Genomic DNA, 19,437 nt, shown 5'->3' on the forward strand with positions numbered 1-19,437 from the left:
ATTCATCAAAGTTCCGTATGAGCAACAGATATTAACGACAGAGCTGTCCCGAAAGATATTAGCAAAGGGATTACACCATATAAATAAAAGTTAAATTTATTATTTTGTTTGCCGAATTTTCATTTTCATAAACTGAATAAATTTATTGTTCAGAGTTCTGCGAACTCTATGGCAAAGAAAGAATTTGCCAACCCATTTACCGTAACTACATTATTTAGGTTTAAAAGAGGATTTAAGAAAGGAAGCCAGAAAATATCTAATAAAATAACTGCATTCAAATAATATTTAGTATACTATTTTATCTGATTGTTGGGAGAAGTTTTATTCTGTAAATCATCAAGAATCCGTATCAATATATGCATTCCCGAGTAGGAATAATCTTCATTATCTACTCTTTCTTTTTTACATATTGCTTCTGATCTTTGCCTTGCAGTTTCCAATTTATTTTTCAGCTCTTTGTATAAAGAGGTGATATAATTCTGATTTTTACAATATTCAGGAATATGTTTACATAATTCAACAATAATTTCGTCACAATTGACAAAACATTTATCCGTATTTTTATAGTGTAAAAGGAACCAAAACTCTATACAGGGTCTGGATTCAATTATTGTTAATCTTTCTTTTGCTTGATCAAGAGATTCCACACTTTTCTTTTGATTTTTGTATTCATTTATTCGGTTATCGCCATAAATAACATCCATATCCAAAACATAAAATATATATTTATAATTTGTTTCTGGTGGTTCAGCAAGTAGTTGTTCAATATCGTAAAAAATATTCTTGAAGCCGGCATTGCTGATCTGGGGTTTAAGCTCTATGTGCACATTCTTGTATCTATCTTTTTTAAGACAAGTTAAATATACCTTTTCCGTTTCACCTTCACAGAAACATAATACCGTATTTTTGAATGGTCTTGTCGGTTTATTCTTCCTTGGTTTCATTTTCACCTTCCAAGAGGGTAGTTCCCAGATTAGGCAAGCCGCCAATTAAACCCTTTCTATATATACTTTCTATGGAGTGTTCTTTACGCACAGGATATTCAGAAACGCTGGTAAGTGATGTACTTCCATCTTCATTTCTTTCTATAATCCAAATGGCATCTCTGCGTAAAATATCTTTTTCTTTTAAAAGAGCTGTGTTTTGAGAGGTGAAAATTAACTGTCCCTGGCTTTTATTTCTTAAAAAAGTAGTAATGAAATGAATAATCAAATCTATATGCAATGAGCTTTCTATTTCATCTATTGGAACAACCCGATTTTTATATAATAGTTCAAATAGAACTCCCACCAAACCAAAATATCTTTGAGTACCCATTGATTCCATATTATAATTTAGCACATAAGTTCCTGATGGAGTTTTATGGGTAAATTCTGTTTTGAGCCAATATATTTCATTTTTCGTTTTATCTCCTTCACTTTCTTTATTTTGATCTTCTATTTCTGCTCTTAAACTTGGTGGTAAATCTGATAATGGTATTATCTTTTTCTCAATATTAAAATCTTCTATACAAAAATCAGCCCTCTTCAGGAGTTCTAAATATAAAGGTTTATATTTCTTTTCCTTTTGGGGACTGCTGAGATAATTATGATAATTGAATCTAAACAAGTCGGTTTTATTACTCAAAATAGGATTCAAAGTTGTATTAAACCAGTTTCTTGCTTCTTGGAGAACACCCGAATATTGTATTGTCGCTATTTTAGAAAGAATTGATTGATTTTGGACGGTTAATTCCAAAGCGTCTTTTTGTTTTTCATTTATTGCTGCATTTCTCCATTTATATTCGTATATAAAACCTTTGATGTCAACTAATTTGCGGGAAAAGATAAGGGTCTTTCTTCCATTTGGATAATAGCTTAGCTCTTCCTGAATGATGTGTTTTTTATTCAATTCCAAATAATAGCTATATACAACTCCCTTCTGGAGAAAATCAATCTCAAAGATAGAGGACTTATCTTCATCCAAAGCAAAAGGAGTTATTGGAATAGGAATTTCTTTGTTTATAGAAGTATCACTAATAAATCGTTTTATAAAATTCAAAGCCATAAGCAAATTAGTTTTTCCGGAGGCATTAGCTCCATAAATCATAGCCATTCTAAGAATTCTTAGCTTTGGTTTTTCAACCGAAACTACATAATAGTCCTCCAGGGTTTTGTCACTGGTGGCACGAAAATCCAAAGTTACTTTATTCCGGATGGAAAGGAAGTTTTGGACGCTAAAGGTAATAATCATTTTATTCTCCTTATTTACATTTCTTCTGCATTTTAGAGACATAATAATTAGATACAGTTCAATGTCAAGAAAAATTTTGCAGTTTTTCTGTAATTTTCCTACTATAAATTTCCCCAGAGCCAAAAATCCGTCTAAATAGAAGTGTCACCCTCGGGGCTCTCCCAAAGTTTTAGATAAGGTTTTAAAGTTTTATATCTTTCATTTTATAAGAGGTTTACACCACTATATCTATCATTGTGCTGCCCTGCGGGTTTTTTAATTAGCAAGCTAAAATTTGTAGAGCTGGCATTTCGCTTTTTCTATCTATGTTTTATCATAAGTTCTTTTCTTGACGGCTAACGCTATACTTTTCAATAAGATCCCTTATGCTTCCCATATCGTGATATGGGAACGATATGGGAATCATATCGGAATTATATCGGCAGCGAGCCAGCAAAAAATTGGCAAGCAAGGGACAATATAAAAAAAGCAAATATCGTGTTATTCAAAAGCTTTAGGAAAGGAATTCCCTAAAGCAAATAACCTGTTTTGGAGAGAATTATAGAAAGAGCTTACTTATATAAAAGAATTGACAGCAAGAGCAAATATAAAAAAGTGGATTTTTATAGCTAATTTGAAATTAAATAATAAGATAGACATTCAGAAAGGAGAAGCAAATGAAAAGTAATGGATGCAGATATGGAACGCACCGGGTAATTGAGCCAAAAGGTGTTTTACCGCAACCGGCAAAAATATTGAATAACGATATGAGCGAAATTTGGGACAATGAAATGCTGATTGATGTTATTCGTTTAAATATTGATTCCGCTTCCTTTCATCAGATTAAAAACAAGCTTATTGCCCAAGGACATCAGGATTTGGAAAAGGCATTTGCGGAGCATGCTATTGAACTTACCAACAGAACCGGCAAGCATAAAAATGAAGATACTGGTTCTGGCGGAATGTTTATCGGCAGGGTTGCCGCTATAGGTGATAAATTTGAGATGAAGGAAGAAGTGAAAGTGGGGGATAAAATTGCTTCTCTGGTCTCGCTTTCACTAACTCCCCTTAAAATAAATAAAGTGAAAAAAGTGCTGTTAGACAAGGATCAAATGGAGATTGAAGGGCAAGCAATTCTTTTCAGCAGTGGCGTTTATGCCAAGTTACCGGATGATCTGGATGAAAATTTGGCGCTTTCCGTTTTGGATGTTGCCGGAGCTCCTGCACAAGTAGAGCGACTGGTAAAACCTGATGATACAGTTGTTATTATTGGAGCTAACGGTAAAAGCGGTATTTTATGCAATGCCGTAGCGAAAGAAAGGGCAGGAATTTGTGGAAAAGTGATCGGAGTGGTACGCAATGAAAATTATATTCCCACTTGCAAAGCAACCGGTTGTGATGAAGTTATCCTTGCTCAAGCTACGGATGCTATCACAATTCAAAAAGAGGTCTCGCGCCTTACTAATGGCAAAATGGCGGATGTAGTTATCAATGTTGTAAATACTGAAGATACTGAATTGCCGAGTATTATGGCAGCCAAAGACCGTGGTATGGTCTATTTTTTCTCTATGGCTACTTCTTTTACAAAAGCAGCTTTGGGCGCAGAAGGAATTGGTGCCGATGTAGATATGATGATAGGTAATGGTTATGCCCATCATCATTCCGAAATTGCTTTGGATTTATTACGGCGCAATTCCGTTTTAATGAAGATATTTAAAGAACGCTATGCGGAATAAATAAAGAGGACAAAATGAGCAAACTAATTGACATTAAAAGCATTGCCACTCCTGAACAATGGAATGACTGGCATTGGCAAATTAAAAATCGCATCACAACTCACGCTCAACTATCTAAATACATTGAACTGCAACCCGAAGAAGAAGCGGTTTTTAAGGACAAGGCATTTTCTTTCCGGATGGCTATCACTCCTCATTATCTTTCTTTGATTGATCACAGCAATCCTTATGATCCGATTCGTTTACAGGCAATTCCGCGCATTGCGGAAAGCCATATTTCGCCATCCGATATGGCAGATCCTTTAAGTGAAGATGCCGATGCTCCTGTTCCTGGAATGACACATCGCTATCCTGATCGGGTTTTGCTTCTTCTAACTGACCAATGTGCAATGTATTGCAGGCATTGTACACGCCGGAGAAAAGCCGGTGAACACGATGCTCCTATGCCCAAAGAAAATGTGGAAAAGGCACTGGAATATATAAAAGAACACAAAGAAGTGCGCGATGTTATCTTAAGCGGAGGCGATCCTCTCACTTTAAGTGACGAGCGTTTGGATGATATTTTAAACAGATTAAGTAAGATTGAACATATAGAAATTGTGCGTTTGGGCACCAGAACTCCGGTTGTTTTGCCACAACGCTTTACGGATTCGCTTTTGAATATTTTGCAGAAATATAAGTTTGTTTGGCTGAACACGCATTATAATCATCCCAATGAACTTTGTGAGGACTCCTGTAAAGCGCTTGCCAAAATTGCTGAAACAGGAATTCCAATGGGCAATCAATCCGTGTTACTGAAAGGTGTAAACGACAATGTAGATGTAATGAAAGCCCTGGTGCATAAACTGGTGAAAAATAGAGTTCGCCCTTACTATATATATCAATGTGATTTATCCGAAGGTATCAGCCATTTCCGCACCCCTATTGCCAAAGGAATTGAAATTATGGAAAGTTTGAGAGGTCATACCTCCGGATTATGTGTTCCAACTTATGTGGTAGATGCTCCAGGTGGTGGAGGAAAAATTCCTGTGATGCCCAATTATGTTATTTCCCAAATGCCGGGAAGAGTTATTTTACGAAACTATGAAGGTTTTATTACGGCATACACAGAACCGGAATTTGTGGAACAGGACAAAAGCAAATACCGTGAACTTTGTGCGGATGAATATAAATCCACAGAAGGTATAATGGCTTTAATGCGGGGTAAAAAAGTAGCCATAGGTCCCGCAGAAACGAAGCGTAATCGTCGTAGAAAACATTAAAGGGGACTTTTTGGAATTCTCCTGGATTTCCGGCAGGCGTTACAAAAATATAGCGATTGTGGGAATCTGTAAAAATGCAGGTAAGACAACTGTCCTGAACTATATTCTGGCAAAATATCCTTTTCCGTGGGGTATTTTGAGTACAGGACGCGATGGTGAAACGGAAGATACTTTGTTTAAAATTCCCAAGCCCAAAGTGAAAATTCCTAAGGGCTGTTTTTTTTGTACCGATGCTAAAACCCTGTTACAACACGGCTCGGGAATAAGCATTCTGACTAAAACCTCTTTCCAAAGCGGAAGCAGAGAACTCTGGATAGTAAAAAGCGAAAAATATCTGGAAACGGAAATAACCGGTCCCGCAAGCGTTAGCGGACAAATTGCCTGCGCTGAATTACTGCAAAAAATGGGAGCTGAAAAAGTTCTGATAGATGGCTCTCTGGACCGTAAATCCATTGTTTTAAGCAATGCCGTTGATGCTATAATTTTAACTGCCGGAGCCAGTTTTGGTAATCAGCAAGCAATAATTGAAGAACTAAAACGACTGATAACTTTATCTCAGATTGGAACATACCTAAGCCCCACCTTACAAAAACTTGCCGAACAAAATAAGATATTGATAAAAAACAAAGGAAGATGGAAACAAACGGGTTTGGTATCTTTAATTGCCAACGAAACCAAGCTGCTGGAAATTTTAAGTAAACTGGAAAAACCAAGCCATCTCTATCTTCCCGGTGCCTATACAAGCAGTGTGAATAATCGTTTAGGAAAACACCTAAGCGGAATTCAACTTATTTTTCGTCACCCGGAATGTATCAAACTTAGTAGTAATGAACTTGATGTCTTTTTAAAAAATCATAAACCCCTGGCCTTAATTCCTTTCAAGCTGAAGGCAATAGCGCTTAATCCTAAGGGAATTGGTAACAGCGATATTGATGCCGATGAATTTCATCAGAACTTACGTAGAACTTTTAAAGAATATCCTCTGTTGGATGTGATGGAGATATAAAATAGTGACGGACCGCGATAATTTAACCCGAGTAACTGTAAATTTAGGTCTGTTTTCCAATATTTTATTATCTATTGTCAAGACCTGCGTAGGCATTTTAGGTCATAGTGCTGCTCTTTTAGCCGATGGCATAAATTCCACTTCCGATGTTGTCTATTACATTGCCGTTAAAATCTTTATGAAACAAGCCCAAAAACCTGCCGATGTAGAACATCCTTATGGCCACAGACAACTGGAATCTATTTCTGCAATTGTAGTTGGGGCGTTTATTCTTACTACCGGAATAGCCATTTTTTGGGAATCGGTAAATAAGGTCTATGATTTGCTTTCCAAAACGGAAATTGGACAACCCCTTTCTATTTGGACTTTAGTTATAGCGCTTTTTACCTTTGGCTTGAAAATTTTCCTCTATACTTACACCCGCAAAAACATACCCAAAACCAAAAATCCTACTCTCAAGGCATTAGCTAATGACCATCTGAATGATATTATGGCTGCCGTAGCTGTTGTAGTTGGTGTCCTTTTGGGTCGTCTTGGCTATTATTGGATGGACCCGGCTGCCGGAGCTATAGTTGCTATTTATATCATAAAAACCGGAGTAGAAATAATAATGGAATCCTCAAGAGAACTGATGGATTATCTTCCTGACGAGGATTTTGTGCGTGAACTGAAAACCGAAGCAATGGCTGTAGAAGGAGTTCGTAGTATTGAAGACCTGGGTATTCATCGTTTCGGTCCCTATTTTACAGTGAATATGACTATTACAGTGGATGGAGATATCAGCGTTGATAAAGGCAATATTATTTCCGATTCCGTAGAAAAACGCCTGCTGGATAAATTCAGCACCGGCTTAAGACAAGTGCATATTCACTTCCATCCTTACTTTGAAAAACACTCTTCTGCAGACCCCGACCCGGGTTCTAAAACAAACATTGGAGTTAGTTTATGAATTGGGGAAAAGACATTCTTCTTTCCTTTATTTTTCTGCTTCTTGCCACTTTTTGTCTTATCAGTTTAATGGGTATCAATCCTAAACATCCTGCAGAAATTAAACCCGATTTACAAAAACCCTCAGAACCCTGGATAATACAAACCATTCCTGACGGAGGAAGTATTTTTTCCGTGCTGGCAAATTTGAATTTACCCTTGAAAGAAGTTGGCTTGCTGGCTTTTAAATTCGGTGACTATATTGATGTTTCCACTATTCAACCTGGAGATACGCTGAAAATATTGCTTTCGGAAGATAAACAACACATTGCTAAAATGGTGTTTGTGCAGGAACCAACTACCCGTCATCATTTTACGGTTAGTGCTGATTCTCTTGTCTATTCTCTGGAGGCATTACCCGTTAAAAGAGTTAAACGCATCATGGAAGGAAACTTAGAAGAGACCTTGGATGCTTCTCTATTAGCTATGGGTTTTGCTCCTCAGGATAAACAGGCAATAAATAACGGCTTGGAAGCAGAAATAAATTTTGCCCGCGATGCACGAAACGGTGATTTTTTCCGCATCTTTGTAGAAGAACGCATTTTTGAAGGGAAAACCCTGCCCGGCAGAAAAATATTCTATGTTCAATATAGCGGTGAACGAACCGGCACTTGTGAACTTTTCCGTTATGAAGATGAGGAAGAAAATTCAGTGCTAAACGGTCTTTATACTAAAGAAGGAAAAAGCTGCCACAGCAACGGAGTAGGTTTTCCTTTATCTGTAATTCATCTTGTTTCTCCTTTTGGCAGACGCCTTGATCCTTTTTATGGAAACTGGGCTAATCATCAGGGAGTTGATTATCGTGCGCATTATGGAACTCCTGTTTATGCCGTAGCCAATGGAAAAGTTACGGATGCAGGTTATAGCGGTGGCTGGGGAAATGAAATTCGGATAAAACATCCCAGTGGACTTACAACTCAATATGCACATCTTTCTTCAATGAGTGTCCGCAAAGGACAGACCCTTAAAAAAGGACAAATAATAGGACGCGTTGGCTCTACAGGACGTTCCACAGGTGCCCATCTGCATTTTGGTTTAATCAAAGGTAAAAAGTATATCAATCCTACAAACCTGAAAATGGTAGGAACGGAAAAGCTGAATGAAACGCAGATGGCAAGGTTCAAAAGCCAGCAACAAATAATTCTGCAGGATATGGAAAATTTGATGCATCCCAAACCTGTGATCGCCAGTGTAAAAAAATAGATAGAACAAAGAGATAAAGAGGAAAAAAGATAATTTTAACAAAGAGATAAAGAGATAAAGAGATAATTTGAACAAAGAGATAAAGAGATAAAGAGGAAAAAAGATAATATTAACAAAGAGATAAAGAGATAAAGAGAAAAAAAGATAATTTGAACAAGGAGAGAAAGAGTTGTTCTCAGTGTTTTCTATGTTCTCAGTGAATAAAAATTCCCTCTTTCTCTCTTTTTCTCTTTGTGAAAAAAAATCCCCTCTTCTTCTCTTTTCCTCTTTGTGAAAAAAAATCCCTCTTCCTCTTTTCCTCTTTGTGAAAAAAATCCCCTCTTTCTCTCTTTTCCTCTTTGTAAAAAAATTCCCTCTTCTTCTCTTTTCCTCTTTTCCTCTTTGTGAAAAAAAATAAAATCTGCGTGCTATATCAAATCCTTGTAACTATTATAACCAAAACCGAAAAGAATAGCAAACATAATAAATCCCTGTAGCTAAACTTCTGCCGATGCAGTTTACTTCGTTTTCCTTCACTTCTAAAACCTCTTAATTCCAAAGCAATAGCTGCTGTTTCACTGCTTCGGATTAGTTCTGCCAAAGCCGTAATGGACAATTGTTTATAAACCCGTAAGCGTTTGGAAAAAGATAAACCAGCAGCATCAATTCCGCGCAATTTAAGCCCGGTAACAAATCCTTTTAACTGCCCTAAGAACTTCGGTACCAAATGAATAGCATAAGAAAGCATAAAGGATAGCTCTTCGGGTAAACGAATAGCCGAAAATGCTTTGGAAAATTCGGTATAATCCATTACTGCTAATGCCTTGGCACAATAAATAACGGTTAATAAACGCAAAGTTAGCTGTAGAGAAATAAGAACTCCCTCCTCGCTGATTTTTAGTATTCCATAAGACCAAAGCAATGTTCCTGTGCGTCGGAAAACAATTTGAAAGAAAGCTAAAACCAATAAAAAGGGCAAAGTATGCCAAAGTGTCTTGAATACTTTTTGCCAGCCGTTTTCCATCCTCCATACAGCATAAAGCAAAGCTAAAATAGTAAGGCATAGCAAAGAAACCGGCTTTTTAGCAATAAAAACAAAAGTGGAAAGCAACAAAGCCATCAAGATATGAGTTAGAGGATGCAAAGAACTTTTTTTCATCCCTTTTCTTCCTGCAGAGTTTGATTTTGGAAAGAAAGCACTATATCAAAAAGTTCCCTATGTGCTTCCAGAGAATGTGAAACAATCAGCATTCCCGGATAGTTTCGGCTTTTATATTGCAGTAAATTCAACAGTTGCTTGCCGGCATTTTCATCTAAAGAAGCAAAGGGCTCATCCAATATCCAGAATTTAGATAACATATAGGGTAAAATTTGTTGCGAAACCATTTTCTGCTGTCCGGCAGAAAGCTCTGTAAACAAAGGGTCTTCTTTTATAGGTAAATCCTTTAGTTCCGGAATTGCCAATTGCCAGAATAGCCAGTTTTGTTTAACGCTTATCCCTAAAAGGTTTTCCTTGGTAATCTGGCTTTGATAATAAAAGTGAGCAAAGTTTTTGGGGTCTAAACCCTGCAGATGCTTTCCCTGCAAGTATATTTTCCCCTTATTGGGCTTTAGCAATCCAGTCAGCAATTTCAGGAAAGTGCTTTTCCCGGCTCCATTTTTTCCTTTCAGTAGAATATTTTCCGTGCTGTTTATCTTGAGAGAGAGGTCTTTAAACAAAAGTTCCGCATTCGGATAAGCAAAACTGAGCTCTTCAATATTGTAAAGAATTTCAGGAAAAGGTTTTATAGCACAATCCCGCTTATCCTGCAAATTCAGAACTGCCTCGGTAAATAATGAATTGTCTATAGTCAGCGGTTGCGGATTTTCCGGTAAAGTATAGGAAAAATCAGCTACTGTTTCTATTAACGGATTGTGATCAGCTACTACTATTATTTTACCTTGCTCTTTCTTGTTTTTCAGCCACTTTAAGACCAAATCGCTTGCCAGTTTATCCAATCCGTTTAAGGGTTCATCCAAAAGCAGTAAAGGAGGATCAATTGTTTCCGCAACAGCACAAAGCAAAAGTTTTTTCTCGCCTCCGCTAAGAGTTGAAGGGTCTCGTTGTAACATCTTTTCCAGCCCAAATTGCGCTATTGCCAGGTTTATTTTAGCAATGATATTTTCTGGAGGCAAGGCAAGATGTTCCAAAGCAAAAGCAAGTTCGGATAAGCAATCGGGAAAAAACAGCTGTGCTTCCGCATCGCTTAACTGATGCCATAGATAATGAAATTTTTCTTTTAAGGGAATTGCTTGTAAATCCGTTTGCCCCAAAAGAATGTTACCGGTGGTTTTGGCTTTCACATATTCCGGAATTATTCCGCTAATGGCATTCAACAAGGAACTTTTCCCGCTGGCATTAGGTCCTTTTAAATGAAATATAGAGCCCTCAGGAATTTTTAGATTGATACCTTCCCATAATTTCTGTTCTGCAAAGGAAATGCCGAAATCCTGTAAAAAAAGCATCAGAAAAGCTCTAAGTAAAGCGCTCCCCTAAAGACCTGAGGTTCAGCCAAGGCATCTGTAAAATTCATCACCTCTTCCCTATCTTCAAAAACAATCCTGAATTGCATTTCCGGTGTGGTTTCCCAATGCAATATTTTTGCCAGACGAATCAGCTGATTGATAGAGTCCTCACTAATTAGAGCGTTATTATCGCATTGCAGATAAATAACATCTTTCATCCACATTCCACCTGGAATTTGCGGACTTTTTAAGTTGTAATGCTGTTCAGCTGTTTTTTCCAGAATTGCCCCTGACAAATGTAAAGGATAGGTCAAATGCTGTTTTAAGCCATCTCTACTGTATAAAATTACCTGTTTTTCTTCCGCTTCCGATAAATCCATCAAAATATCCCTGAGATACCAACCCTGTGTTTTTACAAAGGGCTCGGGGTCTTGCTGTAAAGGATATTTTTTCAGGGTTTCCTGCAGCCAATAAAAACGCCGGGGACGCATCAGCGGTTGAAAATCCTCCAGCACAACACGCTCCAAACCCTTTATCCATTGCATTTCTCTTAAGGCAGGAAAAATCAGGCGCAGCATATTTTCCTCAAAAGGAATTCCATCCTGACCCGTAATTAGGTAACTTTCCAAAGAATCAAATTCGCTTTTTTCCAGGGTCACTTGATAGCGGTCTGAGGATTCAAAACGGATGGTAGCAAAGTCACCTAAGTTTTGCTCTTTTAGCCAAATATCAAAGCGAAAACCCTGCCAGGTGTTAAGACGCACAGTTCCATCTTTTTCGCGAGAGGTTTTTATTTCCTGCATTTCCTTTTTATAAAGTTCAGCATTGTTATAAAAATGGCTAATGCCTTTTGTATCTATTACTTCCAAAGACGATAGAGTAATCATAACTCCCGATAAGAGTAAAAAACACAAATATTTCTTCATTGAATAATCCTTGCTGCTTTCAGCGATTGATAAATGCCAAAACCAAGATAGCCGCCTAAAATACCGGAACTAAAAGCCATACAAGTATTGAAAACTATCATCACAGTAGGCATCTGAAAAAAAATAGCGGAAGAAATAAGAGAGCCGGTTAAATTGGCACAACCGCATAGAAACAAATGAGTTATCAGCTTATCCTTATAGGGCAGAAGCCAAAATAACAGGTCTGCAACAATTCCCGGTGCAGTATATGCCACTAAAGAAAAAGCACCCATTTTCCCTGCCATTCCAATAAGTAATACCAAAATTGACTGTAAAAGACCATAAAGCGTTCCGGTGAAGGGTTTATCTACTATTACAACCGCTAAAACTAACCATAACATATAAAGTCCACCGGTAATTGAACCGCCAGGTATTCCCAAAGGAGTGGAAATTAACTTGGTTACAGGATTGATAATCGGTTTTATGGCAATTCCCAAAGCGGCTATGGAAGTGATTATAATTAAGTCCTTTACCGTAAAACGCCGGAAAATACTCATCAGATTAGTTTCTTTAAGGTATTACTCTGCAAATCAAACTGGATAAGTTCAACACCTGCTTCTCTAAAAAGCTCTTCCCCTAATTCATCAGGATAGGGTTCAGCTATATAAACGGTCTTAATTTCGGCATTAATAATTAAACGGGCACAGATACTGCAGGGCTGATTGGTACAGTAAAGAATGGCACCCCGAGTAGAAGAACCATTGATAGCTGCCTGAATTATAGCATTTTGTTCGGCATGAACTCCTCGGCAAAGTTCTTGATTTTTGCCCGAAGGAACTTTTTGCTGTTCTCTTAAACAACCAATATCTTCACAATGGGGAACTCCTTTAGGACTGCCGTTATAGCCAGTAGCTATAATTTGATTGTCACGAATGAGAACAGCTCCAACTTTTCTGCGTAAACAAGTGCTACGCTTGGAAGCAAGATATGCCATTTCCATAAAATACTGTTGCCAGGAAGGTCTTTCCACTCTTTTTTTCCTCTTTATATTAACATTTAGCAATTTTTTAACCACCCTGCTTTCTGTCAATAGCTTTACTGTAACTCACCCCGAAAAAAACGAAGGACAAAACAATTATAGCGATGGGTGCATCAGCCCCTCGTAAAGTGAAAGATATAACGATTATTCTGTTTTAACTCACAATTTTTTAATTGGGAAACCATTTATAGCACGTTTGGAAGTTAAAAAGCAAGAGGATGGTTTATAATTGGGAAAGCAGTTGAAAATTGTGAGTCAAAACAAAAAGCAAAACATAAAGATAAATAGGAAAAGAATCAAAAATATATTGACATAAAACGCTAATTTGGGTATAGGTAATTATAGAATGAATTGAGTTTTTTACTAGGACAGTAGAATGTTAATAAAGGAGAAGCTCAGTAATAAGCTAATTTTTTCTACAAAATTGTATATTCTACTGAAAGGAGGAATAAATGCAAAAGAAAGGTTTTAAGTTACTTTTTTGTTTTTTCTTAATGATATTTTTTAACCTTTGTATAATTAAACCATTAGAAGGGATATCGTATCCCCGAACTTTTAATTATTATTTAGATAATTTTTCTCAGAGCCAAAATTCTATCCTTGTACCCGCTCTTGCTCAATATGATTTTCTGGTATTGGATATGGAAATGGGCGAAGTTAATCCTCAAGCATTAAGTGAAATTAGGAGTATTAATCCCAATATAAAGATTTTGGCTTATATGACAGTTGAGGAAATAACTACTAATTATTGTTATCCAGGAACACATCCTTTACGCCATCAACTTCAAAACGAAATTCAAGCATCTTGGTGGTTGAAAACTGCTAATAGTCAGAATGTTTCGTTTTGGCAAGGAACATGGATGTTAAATTGTACTCCTTGTTGTCCTGAAGTAAATGGAAAAAAGTGGACGAGTTATTTTTCCAGTTTTATTACCAATGAAATATTAAGTAATTCACTTTGGGATGGTTTTTTTGCTGATTGTTTATTTGCGTCGGTCTCTTGGATCAATTCGTCAATAGATTGTAACAATGATAGCATAATAGATGATCCGCAATGGTTGGATGCACAATGGAAATTGGGTATAGAAAACTTTTTGACACAACTAAGGCAGTATAATCCAAATAAGCTAATAGTGGGAAATGGGAATTACTATCTATGGGATAATTTGAATGGAATGATGTTTGAAGAACTTGAAGGAGGTAATTCAAATTTCGGTTTTAATTTATCTTGGGCACAGTTTTTCTATTATCAACAATTTTTAGATACATTCAATCAATATCCTGTATGCAATCTTGTTATTGCCAGACAACCTAATGATAATCCTTATAATTATCAACATATGCGCCTTATTCTAACTGCCACTTTGATGGGTTCTGCCTATTTTGGTATTGATAAAGGACCCGATGATCATTCTGATACCTGGTGGTATGATGAATATAATGTTGATCTGGGACAACCTTTAGAAAGTGGACAAATATTAGGTGAAAATCCTTTATACAATGGAAGTTTTGCTAATTTGAACTATTGGCAAACAGAAGTTCACTATCCTCTTAATCCTTCAAATAGTTTCCTATTAGGAAATGAAGGAGGTAATACTTATGCTGAATGCCATATCAATAATACGGATGGAGTAAATTGGCATTATGCATTAAAACAAGATAATAATAGCTCTCTCTATTTTCTTAAATATGAGCCCTATTTAATAGAATTTAGAGCTCGTGCCGATCATAATAGGATTATTCAAGTTACAGTTAGTGAGAACTTTGGCAATTATAACTGGCTTACAAGTGCAATAACTGTAGAACTTACTACAGAATGGCAAAATTATACCTTCATCGTAACATCAATGAATACTGCTAACTTAACGCCAAATCAAATAAGATTCATATTTTTTATGGGACAAGAAAATGGAACTGTTTGCATTGATGATGTTAGTATCAAACATATAAATATAAATCGTATTTTAAAACGCGAATTTGAGAATGGAATTGTCCTCTGTAATCCTACATCCACTTCTAAAACTATAAATCTTACAAGAACTTATTATCATTTTGAAGGTTCTCAGGCACCCCAAATTAATAATGGTTTGCCCTGTACATCTGTAAATCTTCCAGCTTATGATGGAGTTATTCTACTTTCTACACCTCCCCAACCTTTGGAAAGTCCAATAGTAACAATTAACAAAACACCAGAGGGTATCCTTTTAAACTGGCAACCTGTATCTGGTGCAACTTCTTATAGAATATTGCGTTCTGATGATCCTTATACCGGCTTTGAAAACATTGCTACTATTACAAATACTAACTTTCTTGATGTGCTTAGTAATCGTAAATTTTACAAAGTGATCGCTATACCCTGAACAATGGTGCTATTTCTGTTTTAACTCACAATTTTTTAATTGGGAAACCATTTATAGCGCGGTTGGAAGTGAAAAAGCAAGAAAATTGTTTATAATTGGGAAAGCAGTTGAAAATTGTGAGTCAAAACTACCTCCAAAGATTCAGCCGTAATTCTCTTGACAAATTAAAGCATTTTCAAGATGAAATAATTATTCATAAAATTGATATCTTTTCAGTATCACCATTAGAGAAAAAGATTCAAAGAAAAAAATGGAGTGAGGAGATTATAAAAATGAAACGCTATCTTTATGTTATGCTATACCTTTTACTCATTATGGGCTGTTCCACAGTTCCCAAAGTAGTACCCCATCCTTGGAACAAAACTTTATCAGATGAGGAAATAATTCAGGGCTCTACAATTGCCATTGAAACAACTATTTTATCCACACCCTTAATTGGTTCCCAAGAATTATTGGAAGAGGAAATAGCGCAAAAAGCCAAATCACTTCTTGAAAGAAGAGGTTTTTATATTTCAAACAGCAATTATCAATACAAGATGAAAGTTTTATTTTCCGTTGAAAAACAGCTGGAAACTATTACTACATCAATGGTTCAAAATTCTCATTATTCCGGATCGGGGATGACCGTTAAAAGTGGTTATGGTATAACTTTGGCAAACCTTATTTCCGAAACTGTACAGGTCTCTAAAAGTGAAGTTTCCACCAATCAATATGATACTTATACATATAGCTTTGCTTGCGAGATTTATACAGCATCCGGAAAACTAATCTGGAAGAATGATGCAATTCAAAAAGCATATAAATTTAATGTCCTTGATTATATTACTCCAATGCTACAAATTGCTTTTTCCAGTTTACCCAAAGATGAAAATATTTATCCTCGGGTCCCTAAAATTAAAGAGACACAGGTTAAAAACTTCCTTTCTGTAAAAGTTTATCAAACATACTTGCGTTGTCCTGCTTTACCTAATTTAATTTGTTTTGAAGATTACTGGTTAGATGATTATGAATACAAACCTCATAAATTCAAACAAAATTATTCTAAAAATCCTCAAGCATTTATGGCTTATATTGATCTGTTACAAACAGCTGAATTTGCCATTCCAGGTTCAAAAATAAAAAAATGGGATAATCCACTTGATATGAATAATTGGAGAACCGTCTATTTAATTGGGAAATATTATCTTGGTAATGATCAAAATCCAGTGAATATAGTAGTCAAATTAAAAGGAACTCCATCCTTTTATGTGGTTTCCAAATGCAATATCGTCACTGATGAAGAATATAATTCATACTATCAGAAATATAATCTCTGGGTAAATAAATTAACAGTATTCTTTGATTTTTTTGAAAAAGGATAATGGAAACTTATATATAAAATAGCGTTTTCAGATTTACAAGTTAATCGGAATTTCTATAAAAGCAGAAGTTCATATATGGAAAATAGTTCCGTAGGAACGACAGACATTAACGACGGGTTTTAACCCGGCGAAAAGAGCATAGAAAATAGCTTATTTCCTTTTGGGAGAATGAGTTCCGTAGGAACGACAGATTTTATAGAAGGGTTTTAACCTGGAGAAGAAAAGACAATTTTTATATTTTAGTTGCGGTATTCTAATTTGCAATAAACCGAATGCATTTATTTTTCAAATTTCGGCGAACTCCTTGGCAAAGTAGAAGTTGCCAATCCATTTGTTAAAAACTACATTTTTGGGGTTAAATAAAGTCCACTGTTTTCAGGATATCTCAGCTTTTTCCAACTTGAATTACTAAAGCATTGCTTACCCATTACGGATGGGATTAGCAATGGGTAAGCAATGGGTAAGCAATGCTATTAAGGAAGAAAACGGAATTATATTTATTTAGTAGGAGTTAGGAAAATTCCGGGGAAAAGTGAAATTTTGTGTTGGTAGTTTCTATTTTAACTCACAATTTTTTAATTGGGAAACCAGCTAAAGCGCGGTTGGAAGTGAAAAAGCAAGAGGATTGTTTATAATTGGGAAAGCAGTTGAAAATTGTGAGTCAAAACTTTCTCTGCTGAAAATCGTAAGTTAAAACCCAAATAATGCAGTAGAATGTGGGTTTATATTATATTATAATAAAAGTTCCGTAGGAACGACAGGTATTAACGACGGGTTTTAACCCGGCGAAAAGAGTAAAGGAAACCACTTATCTCTTATTTTTAGAAAAAGTTCCGTAGGAACGACAGATACTAACGACGGGTTTTAACCCGGCGAAAAAATGTCGCTACGAAAGGAAAAAAGGAGCTGTCTCACAACTAAAAAATTCTTTCCATAGGAAGGGGATAAAGATATTTTTGCCGGGTTTTGAATCGGAGATTTCATGAAAAACGGAGACTAAAGAGTAGTATTTCCCAAAAATTTATGGAGGAGATATATAGTTTCCTCCCAACTCGATTCATAATCCGCTTTTTAGCAAGTTTCTAGCCTAATTTCCTCCTTTATGTTCCTGTCATTGTAGCCATTGAGGCATTATAGAATTTCTGGATGTTATGTCCAAGCAAGACCAGCAGCAACTGGTTTTTACATTTACTTAAGGATCTGACTGTAAAGCGACTAAATTTACTATTCCACTTAATAGAGGCAAACACCGCTTCCGGTTCAATACATCGTTTTTTCATCAGTTTCTTTCCTTCTTTCGATTGAAGGTTATGAACCGTTTCTTGCCTCAGAGGACTCAAATAAGGATCATAGACCAAGTTTTTACCGCTCTTATTCTTATAGGGAATGCATTTCTGCACAAAGGGACAATCTTGGCAATCTTCACATCTATAACTCTTTACGGTTCTCTCCGGTCCATTAGCCCTAACCACTTCCTCATTATCTAAAGTCAATGTCTTACCCATTAGGACAAACCCATTGATCCTTTGTTTCCTCATAGACGAAACCGGGTAATAAACTATCCCAGTAATCCCGTTTGTAATCCGGGGGCTTTAAGTAACTGACAATCTTCTTCTTATGGGTATAATCCAAATTTACTGAAATGCCATAAGCGGCATCTCCTATTACCTGTTTGGGATAAGTACCCAAACTGGTATAATGAATATCCATTAGTGTAGTGTATTCTACTGCCTCCCGGGGTACATTATAGAGATGCACGGCAGTGACAAATTGGTTAGAAGTACTGATTGAGGATACATATCCCGGAGCTAATAAACTGTCTTTCATCCGGATAAAAGTGGCATCATTATCCGTTTTGGAGGCACTGTTTCTATCTTTACCAATAATCTCAATTTGTTGATCGTATTTCTCTAGTTTGGGCACATCCAGTTTTTGTATCTTATTAAGCTCTGACAGTAAATGGTTGATATTTTTTATAGCAGGAGCGTTAGAAGGAAGGTGTGTTTTCAAAGTATCAACAGCTTTCTGCAGTTCTGATTGTGCCTTTTCCACTGCTTGAGCAATCTCTTCCGGCTCAGCCTCTTCTACATTGAGTTCATTTAAAAATTCTAACTGAGTACCAACTTCTCTTAAATCTTGATCTCCATATTGAAGCTGTTCCTCTTCATTCAATTTTTTGATCCGGCAAAACAAATTATCCACTCTTGTCTTAACCTGCTCCTGATATCTGAGAGCCGACTTTTTCCAGATATAGGAATTCTTACCAGCATTAGCTCTCAAGGTCGTGCCATCGATAAAACAAGAATCCAATTCCAGATAACCTTTTTCCTCTGCCATTAAAACGACCTTACAAAAAACCTCTGCCAATACATCCTTACATCTTGTCCAGGCAAAAGTATTGATCGTTCTGAAGTCCGGTTGCTGATCCCCTGTTAACCAAATAAAATTGATATTCTCCCTTACTGCTTTGGCAATCTTACGACAAGTGTAGATACCATTCATATAAGCATAAACAATGATCTTTAACATCATCTTGGGATTATATGCCGGACTGCCTTCGGGACTGTATTGAGCATGAAGCTTGGTTAAATCCATATTCTCAATCAGGTCATTAACAAAACGCACTAAATGATGCTCCGGAATTCTGGCATTGATGTCCAAACCGAAGATGTCTGTTTGCTCTTGATTATATTCTCTGTAACTCATTTCTGAACTCCTGATGTTTATGAGACCATATTCCAAGAGCATTCAATATTGTCAAGTAAAATCTTATATCTTTTTATTGATTTTTATCTTATTTTAGTTTCGGGACAGCCCCGACAGATTTTATAGAAGGGTTTTAACCCTGAAAATAATAGGGAAAATAAGAATATTTTACCAAGA

14 protein-coding genes and 1 pseudogene are annotated in these 19,437 nt (G+C 36.3%); 7 read left to right on the forward strand and 8 right to left on the reverse strand.

Annotated features, from left to right (window positions below):
• Nucleotides 1–293: 293 nt before the first annotated feature.
• Nucleotides 294–944 (reverse strand): RloB family protein, encoded by a 651-nt coding sequence (locus tag CLOAM_RS06360; RefSeq protein ID WP_071818978.1) that lies wholly within the window; start codon nt 942–944, stop codon nt 294–296.
• The gene (locus CLOAM_RS06365) at nt 925–2,232 is read right to left on the reverse strand and encodes an AAA family ATPase (RefSeq protein WP_157860016.1); all 1,308 of its coding nucleotides are present in this window, start codon (nt 2,230–2,232) and stop codon (nt 925–927) included. Before CLOAM_RS06365 ends, CLOAM_RS06360 begins: the two co-directional genes overlap by 20 nt.
• 656 nt (nt 2,233–2,888) lie before the next feature.
• Between CLOAM_RS06365 and kdd the strand changes: the two genes are divergently transcribed.
• The 5 genes from kdd to CLOAM_RS06390 are packed head-to-tail and all read left to right on the forward strand — an operon-like array spanning nt 2,889 to nt 8,405.
• On the forward strand, nt 2,889–3,947 hold the full coding sequence (gene kdd, locus CLOAM_RS06370; RefSeq protein ID WP_015425061.1) for an L-erythro-3,5-diaminohexanoate dehydrogenase: 1,059 nt from the start codon (nt 2,889–2,891) through the stop codon (nt 3,945–3,947).
• A gap of 14 nt (nt 3,948–3,961) precedes the next feature.
• Complete coding sequence (kamA, locus tag CLOAM_RS06375; protein ID WP_015425062.1) at nt 3,962–5,209, forward strand: lysine 2,3-aminomutase; 1,248 nt, start codon at nt 3,962–3,964, stop codon at nt 5,207–5,209.
• A gap of 10 nt (nt 5,210–5,219) precedes the next feature.
• On the forward strand, nt 5,220–6,215 hold the full coding sequence (locus CLOAM_RS06380) for a hypothetical protein (RefSeq protein WP_015425063.1): 996 nt from the start codon (nt 5,220–5,222) through the stop codon (nt 6,213–6,215).
• A gap of 4 nt (nt 6,216–6,219) precedes the next feature.
• Nucleotides 6,220–7,164 carry a cation diffusion facilitator family transporter gene (locus tag CLOAM_RS06385; protein ID WP_015425064.1) on the forward strand — a complete coding sequence of 315 codons (945 nt, stop codon included), beginning with the start codon at nt 6,220–6,222 and terminating at the stop codon, nt 7,162–7,164.
• Nucleotides 7,161–8,405, forward strand: coding sequence for a M23 family metallopeptidase (locus CLOAM_RS06390; RefSeq protein ID WP_015425065.1), 1,245 nt, complete (start codon nt 7,161–7,163; stop codon nt 8,403–8,405). The genes CLOAM_RS06385 and CLOAM_RS06390 overlap by 4 nt, the downstream gene beginning before the upstream one ends.
• A 412-nt stretch (nt 8,406–8,817) precedes the next feature.
• Here CLOAM_RS06390 and CLOAM_RS06395 read toward each other — a convergent pair whose 3' ends face one another.
• The 5 genes from CLOAM_RS06395 to CLOAM_RS06415 are packed head-to-tail and all read right to left on the reverse strand — an operon-like array spanning nt 8,818 to nt 12,824.
• Nucleotides 8,818–9,543 carry an energy-coupling factor transporter transmembrane component T family protein gene (locus tag CLOAM_RS06395; protein ID WP_015425066.1) on the reverse strand — a complete coding sequence of 242 codons (726 nt, stop codon included), beginning with the start codon at nt 9,541–9,543 and terminating at the stop codon, nt 8,818–8,820.
• On the reverse strand, nt 9,540–10,889 hold the full coding sequence (locus tag CLOAM_RS06400) for an ATP-binding cassette domain-containing protein (RefSeq protein WP_015425067.1): 1,350 nt from the start codon (nt 10,887–10,889) through the stop codon (nt 9,540–9,542). Before CLOAM_RS06400 ends, CLOAM_RS06395 begins: the two co-directional genes overlap by 4 nt.
• Nucleotides 10,889–11,815, reverse strand: coding sequence for a hypothetical protein (locus CLOAM_RS06405; protein WP_015425068.1), 927 nt, complete (start codon nt 11,813–11,815; stop codon nt 10,889–10,891). The genes CLOAM_RS06400 and CLOAM_RS06405 overlap by 1 nt, the downstream gene beginning before the upstream one ends.
• The gene (locus CLOAM_RS06410; RefSeq protein WP_015425069.1) at nt 11,812–12,351 is read right to left on the reverse strand and encodes an ECF transporter S component; all 540 of its coding nucleotides are present in this window, start codon (nt 12,349–12,351) and stop codon (nt 11,812–11,814) included. The genes CLOAM_RS06405 and CLOAM_RS06410 overlap by 4 nt, the downstream gene beginning before the upstream one ends.
• Nucleotides 12,351–12,824, reverse strand: a complete 474-nt coding sequence (locus CLOAM_RS06415; RefSeq protein WP_015425070.1) for a deoxycytidylate deaminase — start codon at nt 12,822–12,824, stop codon at nt 12,351–12,353. Before CLOAM_RS06415 ends, CLOAM_RS06410 begins: the two co-directional genes overlap by 1 nt.
• 461 nt (nt 12,825–13,285) lie before the next feature.
• Here CLOAM_RS06415 and CLOAM_RS09065 point away from each other — a divergent pair, with 461 nt between their 5' ends.
• Entirely contained in the window at nt 13,286–15,193 is a 1,908-nt protein-coding gene (locus CLOAM_RS09065) for a putative glycoside hydrolase (protein ID WP_015425071.1), read from the forward strand.
• Between the two features lie 272 nt (nt 15,194–15,465).
• A complete protein-coding gene (locus tag CLOAM_RS06425) occupies nt 15,466–16,554 on the forward strand; it encodes a hypothetical protein (RefSeq protein WP_157860017.1) in 1,089 nt (362 codons plus the stop codon).
• A gap of 1,100 nt (nt 16,555–17,654) precedes the next feature.
• Here the strand turns inward: CLOAM_RS06425 and CLOAM_RS06435 are convergent.
• Nucleotides 17,655–19,260 (reverse strand): annotated as a pseudogene (locus CLOAM_RS06435) (IS1182 family transposase).
• Between the last annotated feature and the right edge of the window lie 177 nt (nt 19,261–19,437).

It is taken from the genome of Candidatus Cloacimonas acidaminovorans str. Evry (assembly GCF_000146065.2).
GTDB lineage: Bacteria > Cloacimonadota > Cloacimonadia > Cloacimonadales > Cloacimonadaceae > Cloacimonas > Cloacimonas acidaminivorans.

Excerpts from the sequence above, each read along its gene's own strand:
- CLOAM_RS06360 (WP_071818978.1), bottom strand. The coding sequence starts at position 944 with ATGAAACCAAGGAAGAATAAACCGACAAGACCATTCAAAAATACGGTA.
- CLOAM_RS06365 (WP_157860016.1), bottom strand. The coding sequence starts at position 2,232 with ATGATTATTACCTTTAGCGTCCAAAACTTCCTTTCCATCCGGAATAAA.
- kdd (WP_015425061.1), top strand. The coding sequence starts at position 2,889 with ATGAAAAGTAATGGATGCAGATATGGAACGCACCGGGTAATTGAGCCA.
- kamA (WP_015425062.1), top strand. The coding sequence starts at position 3,962 with ATGAGCAAACTAATTGACATTAAAAGCATTGCCACTCCTGAACAATGG.
- CLOAM_RS06390 (WP_015425065.1), top strand. The coding sequence starts at position 7,161 with ATGAATTGGGGAAAAGACATTCTTCTTTCCTTTATTTTTCTGCTTCTT.
- CLOAM_RS06395 (WP_015425066.1), bottom strand. The coding sequence starts at position 9,543 with ATGAAAAAAAGTTCTTTGCATCCTCTAACTCATATCTTGATGGCTTTG.
- CLOAM_RS06400 (WP_015425067.1), bottom strand. The coding sequence starts at position 10,889 with ATGCTTTTTTTACAGGATTTCGGCATTTCCTTTGCAGAACAGAAATTA.
- CLOAM_RS06405 (WP_015425068.1), bottom strand. The coding sequence starts at position 11,815 with ATGAAGAAATATTTGTGTTTTTTACTCTTATCGGGAGTTATGATTACT.
- CLOAM_RS06410 (WP_015425069.1), bottom strand. The coding sequence starts at position 12,351 with ATGAGTATTTTCCGGCGTTTTACGGTAAAGGACTTAATTATAATCACT.
- CLOAM_RS09065 (WP_015425071.1), top strand. The coding sequence starts at position 13,286 with ATGCAAAAGAAAGGTTTTAAGTTACTTTTTTGTTTTTTCTTAATGATA.
- CLOAM_RS06425 (WP_157860017.1), top strand. The coding sequence starts at position 15,466 with ATGAAACGCTATCTTTATGTTATGCTATACCTTTTACTCATTATGGGC.